Source organism: Dulcicalothrix desertica PCC 7102, assembly GCF_003991905.1.
In the GTDB taxonomy this organism is placed as follows: domain Bacteria; phylum Cyanobacteriota; class Cyanobacteriia; order Cyanobacteriales; family Nostocaceae; genus Dulcicalothrix; species Dulcicalothrix desertica.
Map to the genome: position 1 here is coordinate 109,075 of NZ_RSCL01000011.1, position 16,342 is coordinate 125,416.

The 16,342-nt window shown below is 37.7% G+C and carries 17 protein-coding genes; 7 read left to right on the forward strand and 10 right to left on the reverse strand.

The features are described 5' to 3' along the window. Positions 1-48: 48 nt before the first annotated feature. The 5 genes from DSM106972_RS23055 to DSM106972_RS23075 form a co-directional block, all read right to left on the reverse strand. Positions 49-285 (reverse strand): hypothetical protein, encoded by a 237-nt coding sequence (locus tag DSM106972_RS23055; RefSeq protein ID WP_127082911.1) that lies wholly within the window; start codon positions 283-285, stop codon positions 49-51. Between the two features lie 73 nt (positions 286-358). Next, positions 359-589, reverse strand: coding sequence for a hypothetical protein (locus DSM106972_RS23060; RefSeq protein ID WP_019496950.1), 231 nt, complete (start codon positions 587-589; stop codon positions 359-361). Between the two features lie 225 nt (positions 590-814). Continuing rightward, the gene (locus DSM106972_RS23065; protein WP_127082912.1) at positions 815-1,237 is read right to left on the reverse strand and encodes a HetP family heterocyst commitment protein; all 423 of its coding nucleotides are present in this window, start codon (positions 1,235-1,237) and stop codon (positions 815-817) included. Between the two features lie 20 nt (positions 1,238-1,257). Further along, positions 1,258-2,865, reverse strand: coding sequence for a beta-barrel domain-containing protein (locus tag DSM106972_RS23070; protein WP_127082913.1), 1,608 nt, complete (start codon positions 2,863-2,865; stop codon positions 1,258-1,260). Between the two features lie 213 nt (positions 2,866-3,078). Beyond that, positions 3,079-6,186 (reverse strand): peptidase domain-containing ABC transporter, encoded by a 3,108-nt coding sequence (locus DSM106972_RS23075; RefSeq protein WP_127082914.1) that lies wholly within the window; start codon positions 6,184-6,186, stop codon positions 3,079-3,081. A 454-nt stretch (positions 6,187-6,640) separates the two neighbouring features. On the opposite strand from DSM106972_RS23075, the gene DSM106972_RS23080 reads away from it, so the two are divergent. The 3 genes from DSM106972_RS23080 (at position 6,641) to arsC (ending at position 8,935) form a co-directional block, all read left to right on the forward strand. Further along, entirely contained in the window at positions 6,641-7,594 is a 954-nt protein-coding gene (locus DSM106972_RS23080) for a phytanoyl-CoA dioxygenase family protein (RefSeq protein WP_127082915.1), read from the forward strand. Between the two features lie 201 nt (positions 7,595-7,795). Next, positions 7,796-8,491: an MIP/aquaporin family protein gene (locus DSM106972_RS23085; RefSeq protein WP_127082916.1), complete on the forward strand. Its 696-nt coding sequence runs from the start codon at positions 7,796-7,798 to the stop codon at positions 8,489-8,491. A 39-nt stretch (positions 8,492-8,530) separates the two neighbouring features. After that, positions 8,531-8,935 carry an arsenate reductase, glutathione/glutaredoxin type gene (gene arsC / locus DSM106972_RS23090; RefSeq protein WP_186538593.1) on the forward strand — a complete coding sequence of 135 codons (405 nt, stop codon included), beginning with the start codon at positions 8,531-8,533 and terminating at the stop codon, positions 8,933-8,935. Here arsC and DSM106972_RS23095 read toward each other — a convergent pair. Next, a complete protein-coding gene (locus DSM106972_RS23095; RefSeq protein WP_127082917.1) occupies positions 8,906-9,319 on the reverse strand; it encodes an ArsI/CadI family heavy metal resistance metalloenzyme in 414 nt (137 codons plus the stop codon). The genes arsC and DSM106972_RS23095 overlap by 30 nt on opposite strands. Before the next feature lie 89 nt (positions 9,320-9,408). Here DSM106972_RS23095 and DSM106972_RS23100 point away from each other — a divergent pair, with 89 nt between their 5' ends. Continuing rightward, positions 9,409-9,732, forward strand: a complete 324-nt coding sequence (locus DSM106972_RS23100) for an ArsR/SmtB family transcription factor (protein WP_127082918.1) — start codon at positions 9,409-9,411, stop codon at positions 9,730-9,732. A 96-nt stretch (positions 9,733-9,828) separates the two neighbouring features. After that, positions 9,829-10,158 carry an ArsR/SmtB family transcription factor gene (locus DSM106972_RS23105; RefSeq protein ID WP_127082919.1) on the forward strand — a complete coding sequence of 110 codons (330 nt, stop codon included), beginning with the start codon at positions 9,829-9,831 and terminating at the stop codon, positions 10,156-10,158. 48 nt (positions 10,159-10,206) lie between these two features. Here DSM106972_RS23105 and arsB read toward each other — a convergent pair whose 3' ends face one another. After that, a complete protein-coding gene (gene arsB / locus DSM106972_RS23110; RefSeq protein WP_127082920.1) occupies positions 10,207-11,358 on the reverse strand; it encodes an ACR3 family arsenite efflux transporter in 1,152 nt (383 codons plus the stop codon). A 207-nt stretch (positions 11,359-11,565) separates the two neighbouring features. Here arsB and DSM106972_RS23115 point away from each other — a divergent pair, with 207 nt between their 5' ends. Next, positions 11,566-12,618 carry a PstS family phosphate ABC transporter substrate-binding protein gene (locus tag DSM106972_RS23115; RefSeq protein WP_127082921.1) on the forward strand — a complete coding sequence of 351 codons (1,053 nt, stop codon included), beginning with the start codon at positions 11,566-11,568 and terminating at the stop codon, positions 12,616-12,618. Between the two features lie 138 nt (positions 12,619-12,756). Here DSM106972_RS23115 and DSM106972_RS23120 read toward each other — a convergent pair whose 3' ends face one another. Next, positions 12,757-12,897 carry a hypothetical protein gene (locus DSM106972_RS23120; protein WP_186538595.1) on the reverse strand — a complete coding sequence of 47 codons (141 nt, stop codon included), beginning with the start codon at positions 12,895-12,897 and terminating at the stop codon, positions 12,757-12,759. A 315-nt stretch (positions 12,898-13,212) separates the two neighbouring features. Between DSM106972_RS23120 and DSM106972_RS23125 the strand changes: the two genes are divergently transcribed. Beyond that, positions 13,213-14,934: a transposase gene (locus DSM106972_RS23125; protein ID WP_127082922.1), complete on the forward strand. Its 1,722-nt coding sequence runs from the start codon at positions 13,213-13,215 to the stop codon at positions 14,932-14,934. A gap of 28 nt (positions 14,935-14,962) precedes the next feature. Here DSM106972_RS23125 and DSM106972_RS23130 read toward each other — a convergent pair whose 3' ends face one another. After that, the gene (locus tag DSM106972_RS23130) at positions 14,963-15,310 is read right to left on the reverse strand and encodes a phosphatase domain-containing putative toxin (RefSeq protein WP_186538598.1); all 348 of its coding nucleotides are present in this window, start codon (positions 15,308-15,310) and stop codon (positions 14,963-14,965) included. Between the two features lie 45 nt (positions 15,311-15,355). Beyond that, on the reverse strand, positions 15,356-16,327 hold the full coding sequence (locus tag DSM106972_RS23135; RefSeq protein ID WP_127082923.1) for a phosphate ABC transporter substrate-binding protein: 972 nt from the start codon (positions 16,325-16,327) through the stop codon (positions 15,356-15,358). Positions 16,328-16,342: the final 15 nt, after the last annotated feature.

Below are 16,342 nucleotides of genomic sequence, written 5' to 3' on the forward strand. Positions count from 1 at the left end.
AAACCAGGTTTCTAGGTTTTTAAAGAAACCCGGTTTCTAATTATTGTTTTAATTCCAACCTACTAAAGTTAATCCGCCAGTGATTTTACTTAAATCCATACTTTCAGAACCTGTAGTAGTACCATTTGGTCCCGAAGCAGAGTAGGTTTTGATTCCTCTCAAGTGTTCTGCATATACTGAACCACTGGCGCCAAGTGCTGTAAGATTAGGTAGAACTAAAGCACCACCTTCGAGATTATTTGCTTCATCTACAGCTTCGAGATAATTTAAATCGTTAATCAACATAACTTGCTCCTGTGCAAAATACTAGTTTTTATGATTTGTATTGGTAGTGCAATCCTGGTTAGCTCTTTAGTCTCTAGAAGTTCCAACCTACAAATGTTGCTCCTCCAGTAAATTTGGTCATATTAACGCTTTCTGAACCTGTAACAGTTCCACCTGCTCCAGAACTAGAAAGTGTTTTGATACCAGCCATATGAGTACTATCAAATGAGCCACTAAATCCAATAGCATCAAAAGGAGATACACCACCTTCGATTTGAACTGATTCATTAGAAATTTCAACGTAACTTAAATCTTGAATTAACATACCTTTCTCCTTGTTAAAAACTTTGATTTTTTTGCTTTCAACTCTCTCTTGAGTTGATATTTATAATGTAGCTCTTTTCTTTTTAATGTGTACCATTTATTACAGAATATGATGCCATTGTGGCATGTTATTTCTTCTCTTATAAGCAGCCTTGTTCACATATAAAAAAGGCGCCCTCTAAACAGAGTACACCTCTTGTAACACACGCTTTTCGACCTGTGTATTTTATCTAAACTTAAAAAATGGAAAAACAAAAAGATTCCATCTTTTAGCCTCTATATCCCCATAAATAGAACCCTTACCACCTCTAGAAGCTAATGCCTGATTATCTATAGGTTCCAAATAAGTCAAATCATTAATTTGATTTAAACAAGAAATATCTTGCCTTTGTGTAGAATTTGAATAATCTGTCACTTCCTGACTCTTTATATTACTCGCCATAGAATATTGTTGACGATTTTCTTTCAAAAGACGGCTGTAAGTGCGGTAAGGTATATAATGCAAAGGATTATAACCAGCAAAGCGCAAAATTAATACACAAGCCCAAGAATACCTACCAGATGAAATAGCTTCTACAACTTGACTGAATTGTTCCGGTTTCATAGTTCTGTCAAGGTGCTTTTGATTAGCTGTTATATTTTGTACCATTATCATAAATCTCCTATATTTTATAAACTCAAGCTACCTTTTTGGATTTGCCGAATTGGGTCGAGTAAAACATCTACAATCCGACGCTGACGAGTAATAATTTCGGCAGTTGCAGTTTGACCTGGTTTAAATTTTATAATTTGCTTATTAGCAGTCACATAATTACGTTCAAGCTCTATTTCAACGCGGTAGACAGCACCCAAGCGTTCATCAACTCTGGCGCCAGGAGATATTGATTTCACCTTACCTGTAATAATTCCGTAGTCTTGGTAAGGATAAGCGTCAAATTTGACTTGTGCAGTTTCCCCAACTTTGACAAAGCCAGCTTCACGGTTAGGTAACACTGCTTGTAAAACTAACGGCGCCGACTGTGGTGCAATTTCAGCAAGTGTTTGCCCAGCTTCGATAGTGTCACCACTGTTACGAATATTCAGCGATAATACAACTCCATCAACAGGTGCAGTTAGATAAAGTTGCTTCAATTCAGCTTTAGCTTTCTCTATAAGTTTTCCCGCTTGTTGAATTTTGGCTTTGATTTGCGTCTTTTCAACTTCTAGTTGCTGAATTTTTTGTTGCGATTGAATTTTTACTGTACTTGCTTCGGCGCCTTTTTGCATCAACTCAGCTTGAAGTCGTTTGATTTCAGTTTGCGTCTGTTCAATTTCGCTTTGGTTCTGAGTAATACTACGTACTATTTGTGCTTCAGATTGTTTGGCTTCAAATAAACGCTCGCGCGTCATTGGTGTTTCTTCAAGCTGATTTTTAGTAATTGCAAGCTGACGTGTACGCAACTCTTGTTCGGCATTAAATACCATATCACGGGAAATGGCGCCTTCTTTAAGTAAAGGTTTAAGACGTTCAACACGTTCTCGATATGCATTTACTTCTTCTTGTCTTTGCTTTAATAGTTCTTTTGACTTTGCCAGTAAAGGCTCAATAGCAGAACGTCTGTTAATGGTATCTGTATACTGATTTTGTAATTGATTAAGCAGTTGATAACTTGCCACTAACCTAACCTTCGCTCCGGTAACAGCACTGGTCTGCGCTTGTTGTTCAGCTTGGGCTATTTGCGCGCGCGTTTGTAGTTCCAACTGTGTTTTATCAATTAAAGATTCAGTTTGAACTAATTCTGTATGTAAAGCTGTACTTTCTTGCTCTAAACGCTCAATTTCTTTAAATGCAATTTGATTATCAATCTCAGCCACAACTTGTTCAGCTTTGACTGGTGTACCTTCTTGAACATATAGCTTTGTAATTTTACCTGCAACAACTGGATTAACTTTATAGACTTCACCCTGCGGCACCAACAAACCACTAGCTTTGCCCACCTCGTCAATATGTCCTAAATTTGCCCAGGCGCCAAACGCAGCGCAAAAAACGATTCCACCCAAAACAACACGACTTGGTAACGACGCTGGTGGATTATCCAGAACTGTTTGTAATGATGCAGACCAATTAGATGGACTCGTACCAACAGGCGCCAATGGCATCATATCCATTGAATTAGCAATTGCGACCGAAGCAGTAGAACCACCATAAAGCATATTTAATTCATCATCGTCAGCTTCGTCACTAATCGATGATAAAGTTTCATCCTTTAAAGAAAGTGAAGACATAGAAATGTTCATATAAAAACTCAAAATTTTAAACGATTTTTACAACAAAGAGAAACCGGGTTTCTTCGTTGACATATTGTAATAAAAATGATCATTTGGCGTAGAAACCCGGTTTCTATCCGTTACATCCGTTGCATCCTTTGCAAGTCTTCTTATATACATATTATTCCTGATTAATTTAGTAATGTACGCAGTTGATGCCAAATTGGCAGATATTTATTTCAGTCATATATCAAGCTGCTGCTGTGCCAGGTGATAGTAAAGACCACCTTGCTGCATTAATTCCTCATGGGTGCCGTGTTCAACAATAACGCCTTTGTCTAGAACAAGAATACACGAAGCATTTCGCACGGTTGACAGACGATGGGCAATAATAAAAGTAGTGCGTTGTTTACTAATACGGCGTAAGTTCTCTTGAAAGCGTCTTTCGGATTCAGTATCTAGAGAACTAGTAGCTTCATCGAGAATTAGAATACGTGGGTTAGCAAGAAGCGCACGAGCAATGGCTATTCTTTGTCGCTGTCCACCTGACAATGCAGAACCACGTTCACCAACTTTGGTATTGTACCCAAGGGGTAAACTTTGGATAAATGCTTGTGCTTCAGCTAACTTGGCAACTTCTACTACTTGCGCTAAAGGATATTCCGGTCGATACAACGTGATGTTATCTAAGATTGTACCGGAGAATAAAAAACACTCTTGCGGTACGACTCCTAACTGGCGCCGTAAAGATTGCGGTGAAACATGGCGGATATCGTGCCCATCGATTAACACCCGACCACTGGTAGGATGATATAAACCTTGGAGTAAATTAATTAAAGTACTCTTCCCTGAACCACTGCGTCCAACAATTGCTATCGTTTCACCAGGATGCACTTCAAAGGAAATATTTTGCAATATATTTTGTTGTTCATCAGGGTGGTAGCGAAAACAGACATTTTCAAACTTAACTTCACCCTTCAACTTCGGTAAAACTAACAGTGGTTTATCTACACTCTCTTCTGGTTGTGCTGCAAACACATCATCGAGACGTTCCACCGACACCATTACTTCTTGCAATTCATCCCAAAGACTAACCAATGATAAAACTGGGTTGATAACATTACCAATTAGCATGTTGAACGCAACAAATTGACCGATACTCAATTGGTCTTGAATTACTAGCGTTGCTCCATACCATAGTAAAGCAGTACTGCCCAAAGTATTAATTAGTCCACCAATGACTTGTAAGTTATTAGCGAGCTTTTGCCCATGAAATTGAGCATTGAACATACTTGTCAAATGGTCTTCCCATAACCAGCGCAAATCTCGTTCTGCTGCTGCTGTCTTCAAAGTTGCTACTCCAGTCAGCATTTCTACTAATGATGAGTTCTGTTTTGCAGATTCAGTGAATACATTTCGTGAAACTTGTCGCAGCATTGGACTTGCCAGCACTGTTAATAAAATAATAGGTGGTAGTATGCCAAGTACTAATAAAGTTAGGCGCCAGTTGTAATAAACCATCAACCCCACATAAACAAATGCCATCAGCGCATCTAAACCAGTTGTGACAGCTTGACGGGTGAGAAACATTTGGATTTTTTGGTTTTCTTGCACGCGCGTCACAATATCGCCAACATGACGGTCGGCAAAAAACTCTAGAGGTAGATTGAGTGCATGACTTATAAAAGCACTAATTAACGTCAAATCTACACGGTTTGAGAAATAATCTAATAAGTACTGACGAACGCCAAGTAAGCCAACTCGCCAAACACCAAACAGTAGCACTCCTATAGCAAATACATGTAAAGTCATCAAGCTTTTGTGTACTACCACCTGGTCAAGAATGATTTGGGTGAACAGGGGTGTAACTAAACCCAAGACTTGCAGCAAAATTGATGCCAGAATAATGGGGGCAAGCATTGAACTAAAAGGTAAGAAGGCGCCCCATATTCTTCCTAAAGATGGTTTAGCGTTAGGTATTTTTTGTAAAAGACTTGTTGGATTGAGAAGTAACGCATACCCAGTCCAACCTGCTTGGAATTCTTGGATTGTTAACCATCGCTTGCTTACTGCTGGGTCTGCAATTAAAATCTTATTCCCCTTAACACGGTATACAACTATATAATGGTCGCCTTGCCAATGAGCAATCCAAGGATTCATTTGTTCTATTAAGCGATTTAAGCTAGCACGAACAGGCCTAGCTTGAAAACCGATATTTTCCGCCGCAACCGCTAAATTTTTGAGTGAGGCGCCAGAACGAGTTACTCTTGCCAAGTTCCGCAACATATTAATACTAAAATGCTTACCCCAGTACTGCGACACCATCGCCAAGCACGCAACACCACAATCCATTGCGCTCTGCTGCTGAACAAATGGATAGCGCCAATTCAAACCACGTTTGCGACCTTTGGTTGGTTGAGGAAAGGGAATGACTTTAGATTCAGATGTGGGAGTAGGAATTAACAGAGAAGATTTAGATTCTTGTAAGTTAGGAATTTTCGCTTTAACGACTTGCTTTTTGGCATTGTCAGTCTCTGTTAATAATGGCGCCACTAACTGGACTGCTTCCCAATGCTCGTGTGGTAGTTTGTATACAAGCAAATCGGTTTTAGCAACCCAATCAACAGGTATTTCATCTGGATAACCCCAATTGGCGCCGACTTGAGGAGCTTTTAATAAAGGATTTTGACTTTCAACTTCTCCCATTTGCAGCCAAAAGCAACCAGTTTCTTTCTGTGTGGCTTTATGTAACACTTCGCCAGCTTGAAAGCGTGTTTCTACTAAATATGGAATAATTTGTTTGAGATGATAGCTAGATACAGCACGTAATTTAGTTAAAGTTTTAAAGAAAATTAGTGCTTTTTGCTCTTTAACTACATCGCATAAGTAACCTTTTAAATTAGGTATTTTATCTAACCATGCTTCCAACTTTGCTGAACTAATAAACGCAATTATTACCGTTGCTGCACCGACAGCACGATAAGGCAAAGGGTTATTATTAAATAATTCATTGGCGCCAAAGCAATCACCCGCTTCGAGTAAAGATACAGAAACCTCACGCTGCAAACTTGTATTAAAACCAACTAATCGCACTCGTCCTTGGCAAATAATATAAAAACCCTTGCCATTATCGTAACTGTTTAGGGGGCGCCTAGATAACTCAACGTTTTTTGTGTAATTAGTAATCTCATCTCCCAAATGAAACTGAATAGCCTCAAATTCTTTGCTGAATTCAGAAACTAAGCTGTTATTGCCAGGAAACAAATTTGAAAGAATATCATCAAGCAGTTTATGAATACCGTCAAATTTAGGAGACAAAGAATCTCCAGTAGACCCAATTATTTGTTTCATATTCACTCTTGTGGAGTGGGCATCCTTGCCCGCCCTTATCTTTGTATTTATATTTATCACAGGCTTTCTATGCCTGTTCTACAAGAACAGCAGCAAAATAACTTCTATTTAAACAAAATACAATTCAGCCAAAAAAATTTTGTTTATTACGTAGATGCACAAACAGTAAAACACTTAACATGAATTACAATGTGATTTTATTCTCTATGTTTATATTTACACTTAGAGTTTAGCTAGATACGGCAAAAATAAAAAATGTTTACAAAACTAAATACTTAGTATTAAAATTTTCATTTATTCAGTCCAGTATTTACCTCTAAGCAGCTTGAAGTTGTTTCTCGTTAGTACCAATAGCAATCTTTTTTAACGTACATGCTTTCTTTTTAGTGCATTTGTACACTTGTCGTTGATTTAAATTGCATCATAATTAGAGTATTATTTTAATTATCTTATCATGTTTATACAAAAAGTAAATAACTACAAACAGAGAATTTTCTCCAACTTATATAATGCAGTTTATGAAAATTATAAAGGTTTAACCAAAAATCCTAAATGGTTATTAATGCGTAAAGTTTCACGATTTAAAATTGGTAGAACAATTAGATATTTTTTGACTCGTAAAAGTAAATTATCTCAATTAACTATAGATGAAAGTAATTCATATTTCACAAATGTTAATGTTAATGAAGTTGTAAATCAATTGAAAGAAGACGGAATTGTTCTGGGCATCAATTTACCTCAGTGCATAGTTAAAGAAATAGTTGAATTTGCAGAATCTACTCTTTGCTATGCAAATCGAAAGCCCGAACTAGGATTTTATTATCATCAAAAAGAACAGGCACAAATTCAAACTAAAAAGCAGTTTATAGTAGGCAGTTATTTTAATACAGCTTCACTTTGTCCTGCTATTAATAAACTCCAAAAAGATACAAAATTATTAGCAATAGCAGCTAAATATTTAGAGCGAGAACCAGTACATCAAGGTTCACTACTTTGGTGGAGTTTTCCCGGAGAGAGAACATATCAACAACTTAGTTCTAATGGGCAACTTTTTCACTACGACCTCGATGATTATCGTTTTATCAAATTTTTCTTTTATTTAACTGATGTAGATAAGCTGAGTGGTCCTCATATTTGTGTTCGTGGCAGTCATAAGCAAAAAAAACTTTCACATTTAATACTGCGTAAACGAGAAACTGACGAAGATATAATCAAGTATTATGGTGCAGAATCTTTAATCACAATTTATGGTCAAGCTGGTTTTGGATTTGTGGAAGATGGACTTTGTTTTCATAAAGGAGTTGCTCCTACCCATAAAAATCGCTTAATCTTACAAATCGAATTTGCCACAACCGACTATGGAATGCAGCATGATATTAGAGACCCTTCATTATTAAAATGTATTTAGCCTCTACCTCACCGGAATGCACCAGGCCCAGAAACCGGGCTTCTGTACGAAAAATCAACGTTTTATAGCAAAGTCTTTGTCAAGAAGCCCGGTTTCTTTAAGCACCGATCATAATTTTAATCTAAAGTGTACCTGACGACATTGACATATCAATTTTTTTTGAAATGATGGAGGTATAGATTATTTCAGTTGTGAGGGAGCTTGGTAAAGTCTTTTTTAAAAGAAGTCTCTAAAAGCAGGCGCCTGCTTGCTGCTGAGTTATTTGGTACTTTTATTTTGATATTTGTTGGAACTGGCGCCATAGTTGTAAATTCCATAAGTCAAGGTGTGATTACGCATGTTGGAGTTAGCTTTGTTTTTGGTGCAGTTGTAACAGCGTTGATTTATTCGCTAGGACATATAAGTGGCGCCCATTTTAATCCAGCTGTAACGTTAGCGTTTTGGACGAGTGGTTTTTTTCCAAGACGATACGTATTGCCGTACATATTAGCGCAGTTAGTAGGGGCAATAATGGCTTCGGGGTTGTTATTAATAAGCTTTGGGAAAGTTGGGAATTTGGGAGCAACGCTGCCGTTGAATGGAAACTGGTTACAGTCTTTTATACTGGAAACAGTTCTGACGTTTATTTTAATGTTTGTAATTTTTGGCGCCGCACTTGATAAACGCGCGCATTCAAATCTTGCTGGATTGGCAATTGGGTTAACAGTTGGGGTCGAAGCAACTTGTATGGGCCCAATTACAGGTGCAAGTATGAATCCTGCGCGTTCGTTTAGTCCGGCATTGATGGCAGGTATTTGGCAGCACCAATGGTTATATTGGGTGGCGCCAATTTTAGGGGCACAAATTGCTGTAATTGTATACAGAAACCTTTCAAATCAGTTTCGTGATGCTCAATAATTTATTGAGCTTACCGTCTAAATTTAGACTACGATAATTATGAAAAGAGTTATGTTTGTTTGCAAGAAGAATTCTCGCCGTTCCCAAATGGCAGAAGGATTTGCTCGTGTATTAGGTGAAGGTAAAATTACAGTTTCTAGTTCTGGTTTAGAAGCAAGTCATGTAGACCCAGTTGCCGTACAAGTTATGGCGGAAATTGGTATTGATATTAGCAACCAAACATCGAAAGCACTGAGTGAATTTAACTCGCAAGATTATGATGCTGTAATTTCTCTGTGCGGTTGTGGAGTTAACTTACCAGAAGAATGGGTACTAAGAGAAGTATTTCAAGATTGGCAACTCGAAGACCCAGAAGAACAAGACATTGAAAAATTCCGCATTGTTCGTGACCTTTGTAAAGAACGAGTTGAACAGTTATTGGCAACAAACATTTTCGGAATTTAACCGAGACACTCCAAAAGTTGTTGAATCTTCCAGAACCGTGTAAACTTCCCAATCGGCGCCATCAGGGTCTTTTAGCCAAACCTTATCCTGTAAGGCGTAACAGCAAGTAGTTTGATTCTCTGGTGTAATCTCTAGATTAGCTTCTTGAAGTCGATTGCTTGCTTCCATCACTTTCTCTGATGATTCAACTTCAACTCCCAGATGATTTATACTACCTGCTGCTGAAGAGTTTTCAATTAGCACTAACTTCAAAGGTGGTTCAACAATCGCAAAATTCGCGTAACCAGGGCGCCGTTTTGCTGGTTCAGTGCCGAAAAGCTTGCTGTAAAAGTCAACGGCAGCATCGATATTACTTACATTCAGAGCTAACTGTACACGTGACATAGTTATTAATCCCTTAAATATTGATGTTAGTCTATATAGACCAATATCAATATTTTGCAATACATATCGATATATGTCAATATAGAAGTATGAAATTGTCTAACTCGCGTCCCTGTTGTTCTGGATTATTTAGTGGTAAGCTTACGCAAAGTGAAGCTGTAGATTTAGCTGCTATTTTTCGGGTATTAGGCGAGCCAGTGCGTTTACAGATGTTAAGTTTAATTGCTATACAACCAAATCAAGAGGTTTGTGCATGTGAGTTGGTAGAACCACTAGGACTTTCGCAACCAACAATTAGTCATCACCTCAAAGTGATGTATGAAGCAGGTTTGCTAGATAAACAAAGGCGTGGAACTTGGATTTATTACAGAATTATCACAGAGAAGTTAATAACGCTTAAAGAAGCAATTTAATAAGCGGCATATTTCAACAATTGGTTATATTAGTTGTTAATATAGAAGAAGTATACCCTGTTAGAAAAAACACATATATATAAGTACAGCAACAAAATGCCAACTCAAGAAGCTATCGTTCCGAAAAATATCGCTGCTGGTTTTCATGCTCTTTCTGACCCTTTACGGATTGGCACTTTGGAACTATTACGGAAACGAGAGCAGTGTGTTTGTGATTTGTGTGAAGTGTTAGGTGTCACTCAGTCAAAGCTATCGTTTCATCTTAAAATTCTTAAAGAAGCTGGTTTTGTTAACGCGCGGCAAGAAGGACGTTGGATTTACTACAGTCTGAATAGCTCTCAATTTGAAGTTTTACAAAATTATTTAAGAGATTTTAGTCGAATTAGTAAAATTACTCCTGCTTCACCCTGTTCTGATAATAAATAGTACTATCGTACAGTGGGCACTGCCCACCATACAAGATTAAATACAAGATTAAAAGGGTTTAATGCACCTGGGGTCAAGCAGTGTAGCTTTTTCTGGTTCGCGTGGGAACCAAGCTGCTGTTCGCTTACAAAGTTCTACCAACATTAACATTACAGGTACTTCGATTAAAACTCCTACTACTGTTGCTAGTGCGGCGCCAGAATTTAAACCAAACAACATCACAGCAGTGGCAATTGCAACTTCAAAATGATTACTAGCTCCAATTAATGCTGCTGGCGCCGCATCTTCGTATGGTATGTTGAGCTTTAACGCTGCGACATATCCAATCAAGAAAATAAAATTTGTCTGAATAAATAGTGGAACAGCAATTAGTAAGATATGTAAAGGATTATTAACTATTAATTCTCCTTTGAAAGCAAATAGTAAAACTAATGTAATTAATAGTGCAGTAATCGCAATTGGACTAAGATACTTCAAAAAACGTCTTTCAAACCATTCTCTACCTTTATGCTTTAAAATCCAGTAGCGGCTATACATTCCTGCTATCAATGGCAAACCAACATAAATTAAGACTGACAAAACAATCGTTTCCCAAGGTACAGCTAAATCATTTGCTGCCAGCAACCATCTTCCTAAAAGAGCATATAAAAATAGCATTGCTAAAGAATTGACGGCTACCATTACTAAAGTATGTCCCTGATTACCATAGCAAAGGTATCCCCACATCAACACCATCGCCGTACAAGGTGCAATTCCTAATAAAATAGTACCCGCTATATAAGAATTAAAAATTGGTACTTGACTTCCACGAATTATTTCTGTCCCCACTATCAAAGGACGAAATAACCATCCTAAAAAGAACTGAGCAAACACTACCATTGTAAATGGCTTAATCAACCAATTCACCACTAACGTCAAAATTACCGCTTTCGGCGCCCGAATAGCATTAACTGCCTGAGTAAAATCAATTTTGACCATGATGGGGTACATCATGAAGAATAAACATATCGCGATAGGTATAGATACTTGATATACACTCATCGCATCAAGCGCTACCGCAACTCCCGGAAATAATCTCCCAAGTACTATTCCCGCTACGATACATAAAAACACCCAAACAGTCAGGTATTTTTCAAAAAAGCTTAAATTGCTACCTGCTTGTACCCTAACTGGTCTTACTTGCGGATTGTTTGCACTCATAAACTCCACTCCGTGACCCAAATCATTTAATTAGATTATTTCAAAAAAAATTGATGCATAAGTTTCATGATAATCCCATCTTGGTAAAAGCATCAAAAAAAATTGATAAGTTTTGTTTTTTGTATCGCACGCACGTTTCACACATCAATTTTATTTGAAATGATGGGCACATACCTTTGATGTAACTAACCCACAGGAGTGTGGTCAATGAACGCAGTTGTGAAAAAGTTGGCTCTCGTGGTCGGGATGTTGGTACTGGCTAGCTGTACTAACACATCTAATACACCTTCTCAAGTTCAGTCATCACCTACCGGGCAAAGTGTCACAGATAAAGAAATCGTTCCTACAATCAAAATAGATGGTTCAAGTACAGTATTTCCTATCACAGAAGCAATTGCAAAACAATATCAAGCGAACCCAAACGTTAAAGCCCAAGTATCGGTAAACATTTCGGGTACTAGTGGTGGGTTTGAGAAATTCTGTGCTGGAGAAACTGATATCAGCAATGCTTCTCGACCTATTTCCAAGAAAGAAATAGAAGTCTGTAAACAGAATAATATTCAGTATGTAGAGATTCCGGTAGCTTTTGACGCTCTTACTGTAGTTGTAAACCCTCAAAACGACTGGGCAAAAGATATTACTGTTGCCGAGTTGAAAAAAATGTGGGAACCAGCAGGTGAAGGTAAAATTACTCGTTGGTCTCAAGTACGTGCATCTTGGCCCGATAAACCCCTTACTTTATTTGGTGCTGGTGAAAAATCTGGTACATTCGACTACTTCACTGAAGCGACTGTAGGTGAAGCTAAAGCCAGTCGTAAAGATTATATAGGAAGTGAAGATGATGAAGTCTTAGTAGATGGAATCATTCAAGACCCTAATGCATTGGGTTACTTTGGCTATGCATACTACAAAGAACACAAAAATAAATTAAAAACTTTAGGAGTAGATAACGGAAACGGAGCAGTCGAACCATCACCAGAAGCTGTATATAAGAATAAATACAAACCACTGTCTCGACCCTTATTTATATATGTAAATCCATATTCGTCTGAAAAACACTATGTTTACGAATTTGTTAACTTTTATCTGCAAAAAGCATCTTCTGTTGCAGATTCTGTAGGTTATGTGTCTTTGCCTGACGAAATCTATAGAATTGGTGTTGTTCACTTAAATAAAGGTAAAGTGGGAACCGTATTTGGTGGAGAGTCACAGTTTGATTTGACGATAGGACAGTTACTACAGAAGCAGAAGCAATTTTAGGTTCATTTAACTCCGTATCTTTTACTATTTGACTCCTGAAGGCGCCTTCAATTTACGGTCGGCGCCAGATGGTTTATTATTTATAACAGTCCTTGGGATACTGTGCTTCGGAGCGCTCAAGCTTGGGTCAAGCGAGTACTAAATGCTTAATTGATCTGCCAACGACGCTAAAAAGCTCGTTTGAGCTTGTTCTAAATGAACTGAAGGGTTAGCATTCTGAATTTTCTGCATCGCATCGTTGTAAGAATAGCCATTGAAAATTAGGTAAGAAGCTAGCATTGTACCTGCTCGTGTTCAAGTTAATAAAATCTGGTAATAACTATTAATATCTACTAGTAAGCCATTATACCTGAGAAATTATTTAAAATCTACATTTCAGCGTTCGCATGTAATAAATATAACCATTAAACTAGTTGAGGCTAGATAATCTTAATTTCAATAAACTAAACTCAAAACATATTTAAAGTCAAATAGTTTAAACAATTAATAAATCTTAAAATAGCAAATATGTTTGAAAAAATAAATATTATATGTTAAAATATAAATTAAATAAACAACTGTAGGTCGAGCAGTTATAATATGGGAAAGTCGTTGTTGAGTGAGTTAACACATCGCCCCTATTCAAAAACCAAAAATCCTGACGGCACACGTAATCCACAATTACGAATTGGGGTTGAAGCTATCTTGCCTTATCACTCATTCTTGTCAGATTGGGGTGATAGATATCAGTCAATAATGCGTACAGCATTAAATGCGTTACAAAGTGGGCAATCAGAAGATGATATTGAAAAAAAATTTCAAGGCAAGTTTGATATTGATTGGGCATGGGCTGATTCAGTAGCAAGCGATGCTAAAGGTATATTTGACCAGCTCACAACCGCGCGCGATTTAAGAATTAAAGCTTTAGATGATGATATAAAGGCAGGTTGGAAATCTGTTGCTTTGACAATTGAATTAATGGAGCAACAGTTAGCAAACCCAACACGTAAGAATATGAAAGGTTTTGCAAGGCGGTTAATGGGATTAGAATCAAAAATTAGTAGACTTGAACGTAAACAAGTTGAAAAAGAAGAATTTTCAAAAGCGAAAAGATTACATATATGTTTTGGTAGTTCCAAGCTGTTTAATGCTCAATATCATTTAGAAGAGAATGGATACTCATCTCATGAGCAATGGCGTGTAGATTGGGAGAGAAAGCGTGGTGGAAACTTCTACAGTGTAGGTAAAGGCTCAGTATCGGGTAACAACCCTGTAGCTAAAATATTTTATATAAACAACGATTTATTCAGTGTCACCTTTACTGTTCCAAGATTTTTGCGTAGTAAATATGGAGATACAGTCAGTCTTGAGTTTGAGGTTTCAGGACAACGTAAGCATAATTTACTTTACGCATTAGAGTCTGGAAAACCAGTAACTGTTCAATGTTTTAGACGTGAGCATAAAAACGACCAGTGGTATATTCATCTAACGACTTATGTTCAAGATGTTCCGACTGTTTCTAGTATAAATAATGGTTGTATTGGAATTGACTTAAATGCAGAGAGTATTGATATTATTTACATCAAACGTGATGGTAATCCCGAAAGATGTCGCAATGCTATAAGTTTTGCCATTCCAACAGGAACAACTGGACAGAAAGAAGCAAAACTTAGGGATATTGTATGTGAAATTGTTAAATTAGCGGAATTATACCAATGTCCTATTGCCTGTGAGAATCTTGATTTTTCAACAAGGAAGAATCAATTAAGGCATAGCGGCAGTAAAGAATATAATCGGATTTTATCAGGATTTATTTATGATAAATTTCGTTCTTATCTTGTTGTTAGAGCAGAAAAACATGGAATCTTGATATTATTCAAATCACCATTTATGACCAGCATCATAGGCATGGTTAAATATATGCAGAAATACGGCTTAAATAGTGCGAGTTCTGCTGCAATGGTAATCGCAAGAAGAGCTATGGGTTTTAGAGAGTATATCCCCCAGAAATGGTTAAAAACACTCACTGCGTTTTTCCGACCAGAGGATTGGAAAGATGTAGGTTTTGGGGGAGGGTGGAAAAAGATTTCAGCTTGGCTGAAAAAGTTTTCTATCCGTAGACCCCATCTGTTTCAACTCGATACCGTGCTTCGGTTCTTATTAAATTCCTTAGTAAATGAATCCCAGAAAAAGACCCATAAAAGGCGAAAGCCGGGAGGTAGCGATAAGTCTGGGGGGAGTAGAAAGGGAAAGGCAAAACCTACTGAAGCTCAAGTTCTACTTGAACGAGAAGAAGCAGTGGTTACGAATTCAGGGGCATTCACCGTGGCTCCGTAACTGATGATGGTAATGATTTTATAAGTTATTACCAGTTTTTATCAGGTTTTTTAGTAGGTGTGCGATGTACTCCACCTGTACAATGAACTGCTACAGCATGACCTAGAGAATTTTGGATGTTAGCAAATTGTTGTAATTCCTGAACCTGTTCTCGACTTGGTGAGCTACCTACATCAATGGGTAGCCAAAGATGAGGGATACTGAACTGCTCGTATAAATCTAAGTTTGCCGGGTAATTCATGACTGAAACAATTGCACTAATTCCCGCAGCTTTCAGTTCGCTTAATTCTTCTAAGGTTGGTTTACGAACACCTGCTAATGTGTTTGGGATTACCCACCATAAATTTTCTGCAATTGGCTGAATTGTTTGTTGCATTGAGTTTAACTTTTATATTTTTTCGATGTTGTTTGGTGCGTGGCGCTATTGAATAGGAATAAAACCTGCTCTTTTGATTATTTGTTGTCCTTGAGTAGATAAGGTGAAGTCTATAAATTGTTTTGTTGCTGGATTGGTTTTTTGTGGTACTGCTAGGTAAACTACTCGACTAATTGGATAAGATGCGTTTTGAATAGCGGTTTGATCTGTGGGAGATATTCCATCGATAGGAACGATGCGAACGGTTTTTTGGTTTTCAATTTGGGTTACGGTACTATAACTTATGCCATCTTTCCCTAATGCTCGCAATATTGGTGTGGTTTCATCTCGTTCAAGCGTTTTAAAGTTTGCCCCATCTGGAGGAAACTCTTCTCCTAAAAGAACTACATCTTGAAAGAAGGTGTGAGTACCGCTATCGCGAGAACGGTTAATTACTTTAATTGGTGCGTTGAGTCCCCCCACTTCCGACCAGTTTGTAATTTTTCCTTGGAATATTCCTTTTAATTGCGCCATTGTCAATCCCCCTTGGTAGGGATTGTTGATACCTATTGTTACAGCTAAAGCGTCTTTTGCAATTGGAATTCCCACAATACCTGCTTGAATTTCTTTTGGTTTCAGGCGCCGGGAAGAAGCAGCCATCAAAACTTTACCATCAATTAGATTTTTGATCCCCGCATTAGTTCCATTCGGCTTACCATCGGGTACACCATAAGTTGTAGACAAAGATGGATTTATTAATGAAAAAGCTATTTGTAACTGTTTAATCGCAGCGACCATTGTTACACTACCATCAATAGTCAACACACTGGGGCTTGGCAAACTGGTGTCTAAGCTCGACGTTCCAATAATTTGATTTGTAGAATTTTGGAGTTGACGATTTTGATTATCGTCAGTTTTTTCTATGCTCTGATTAGATAAATTACCTTGGAAGTACCATATACCACCTGCTGCTAGCCCGCCAGTGATAAGCAGAGCTAAGGCCAACGTTAAGGTTTCTTTGTTGCTTGCTTTTGACATATATATAGGTATTGT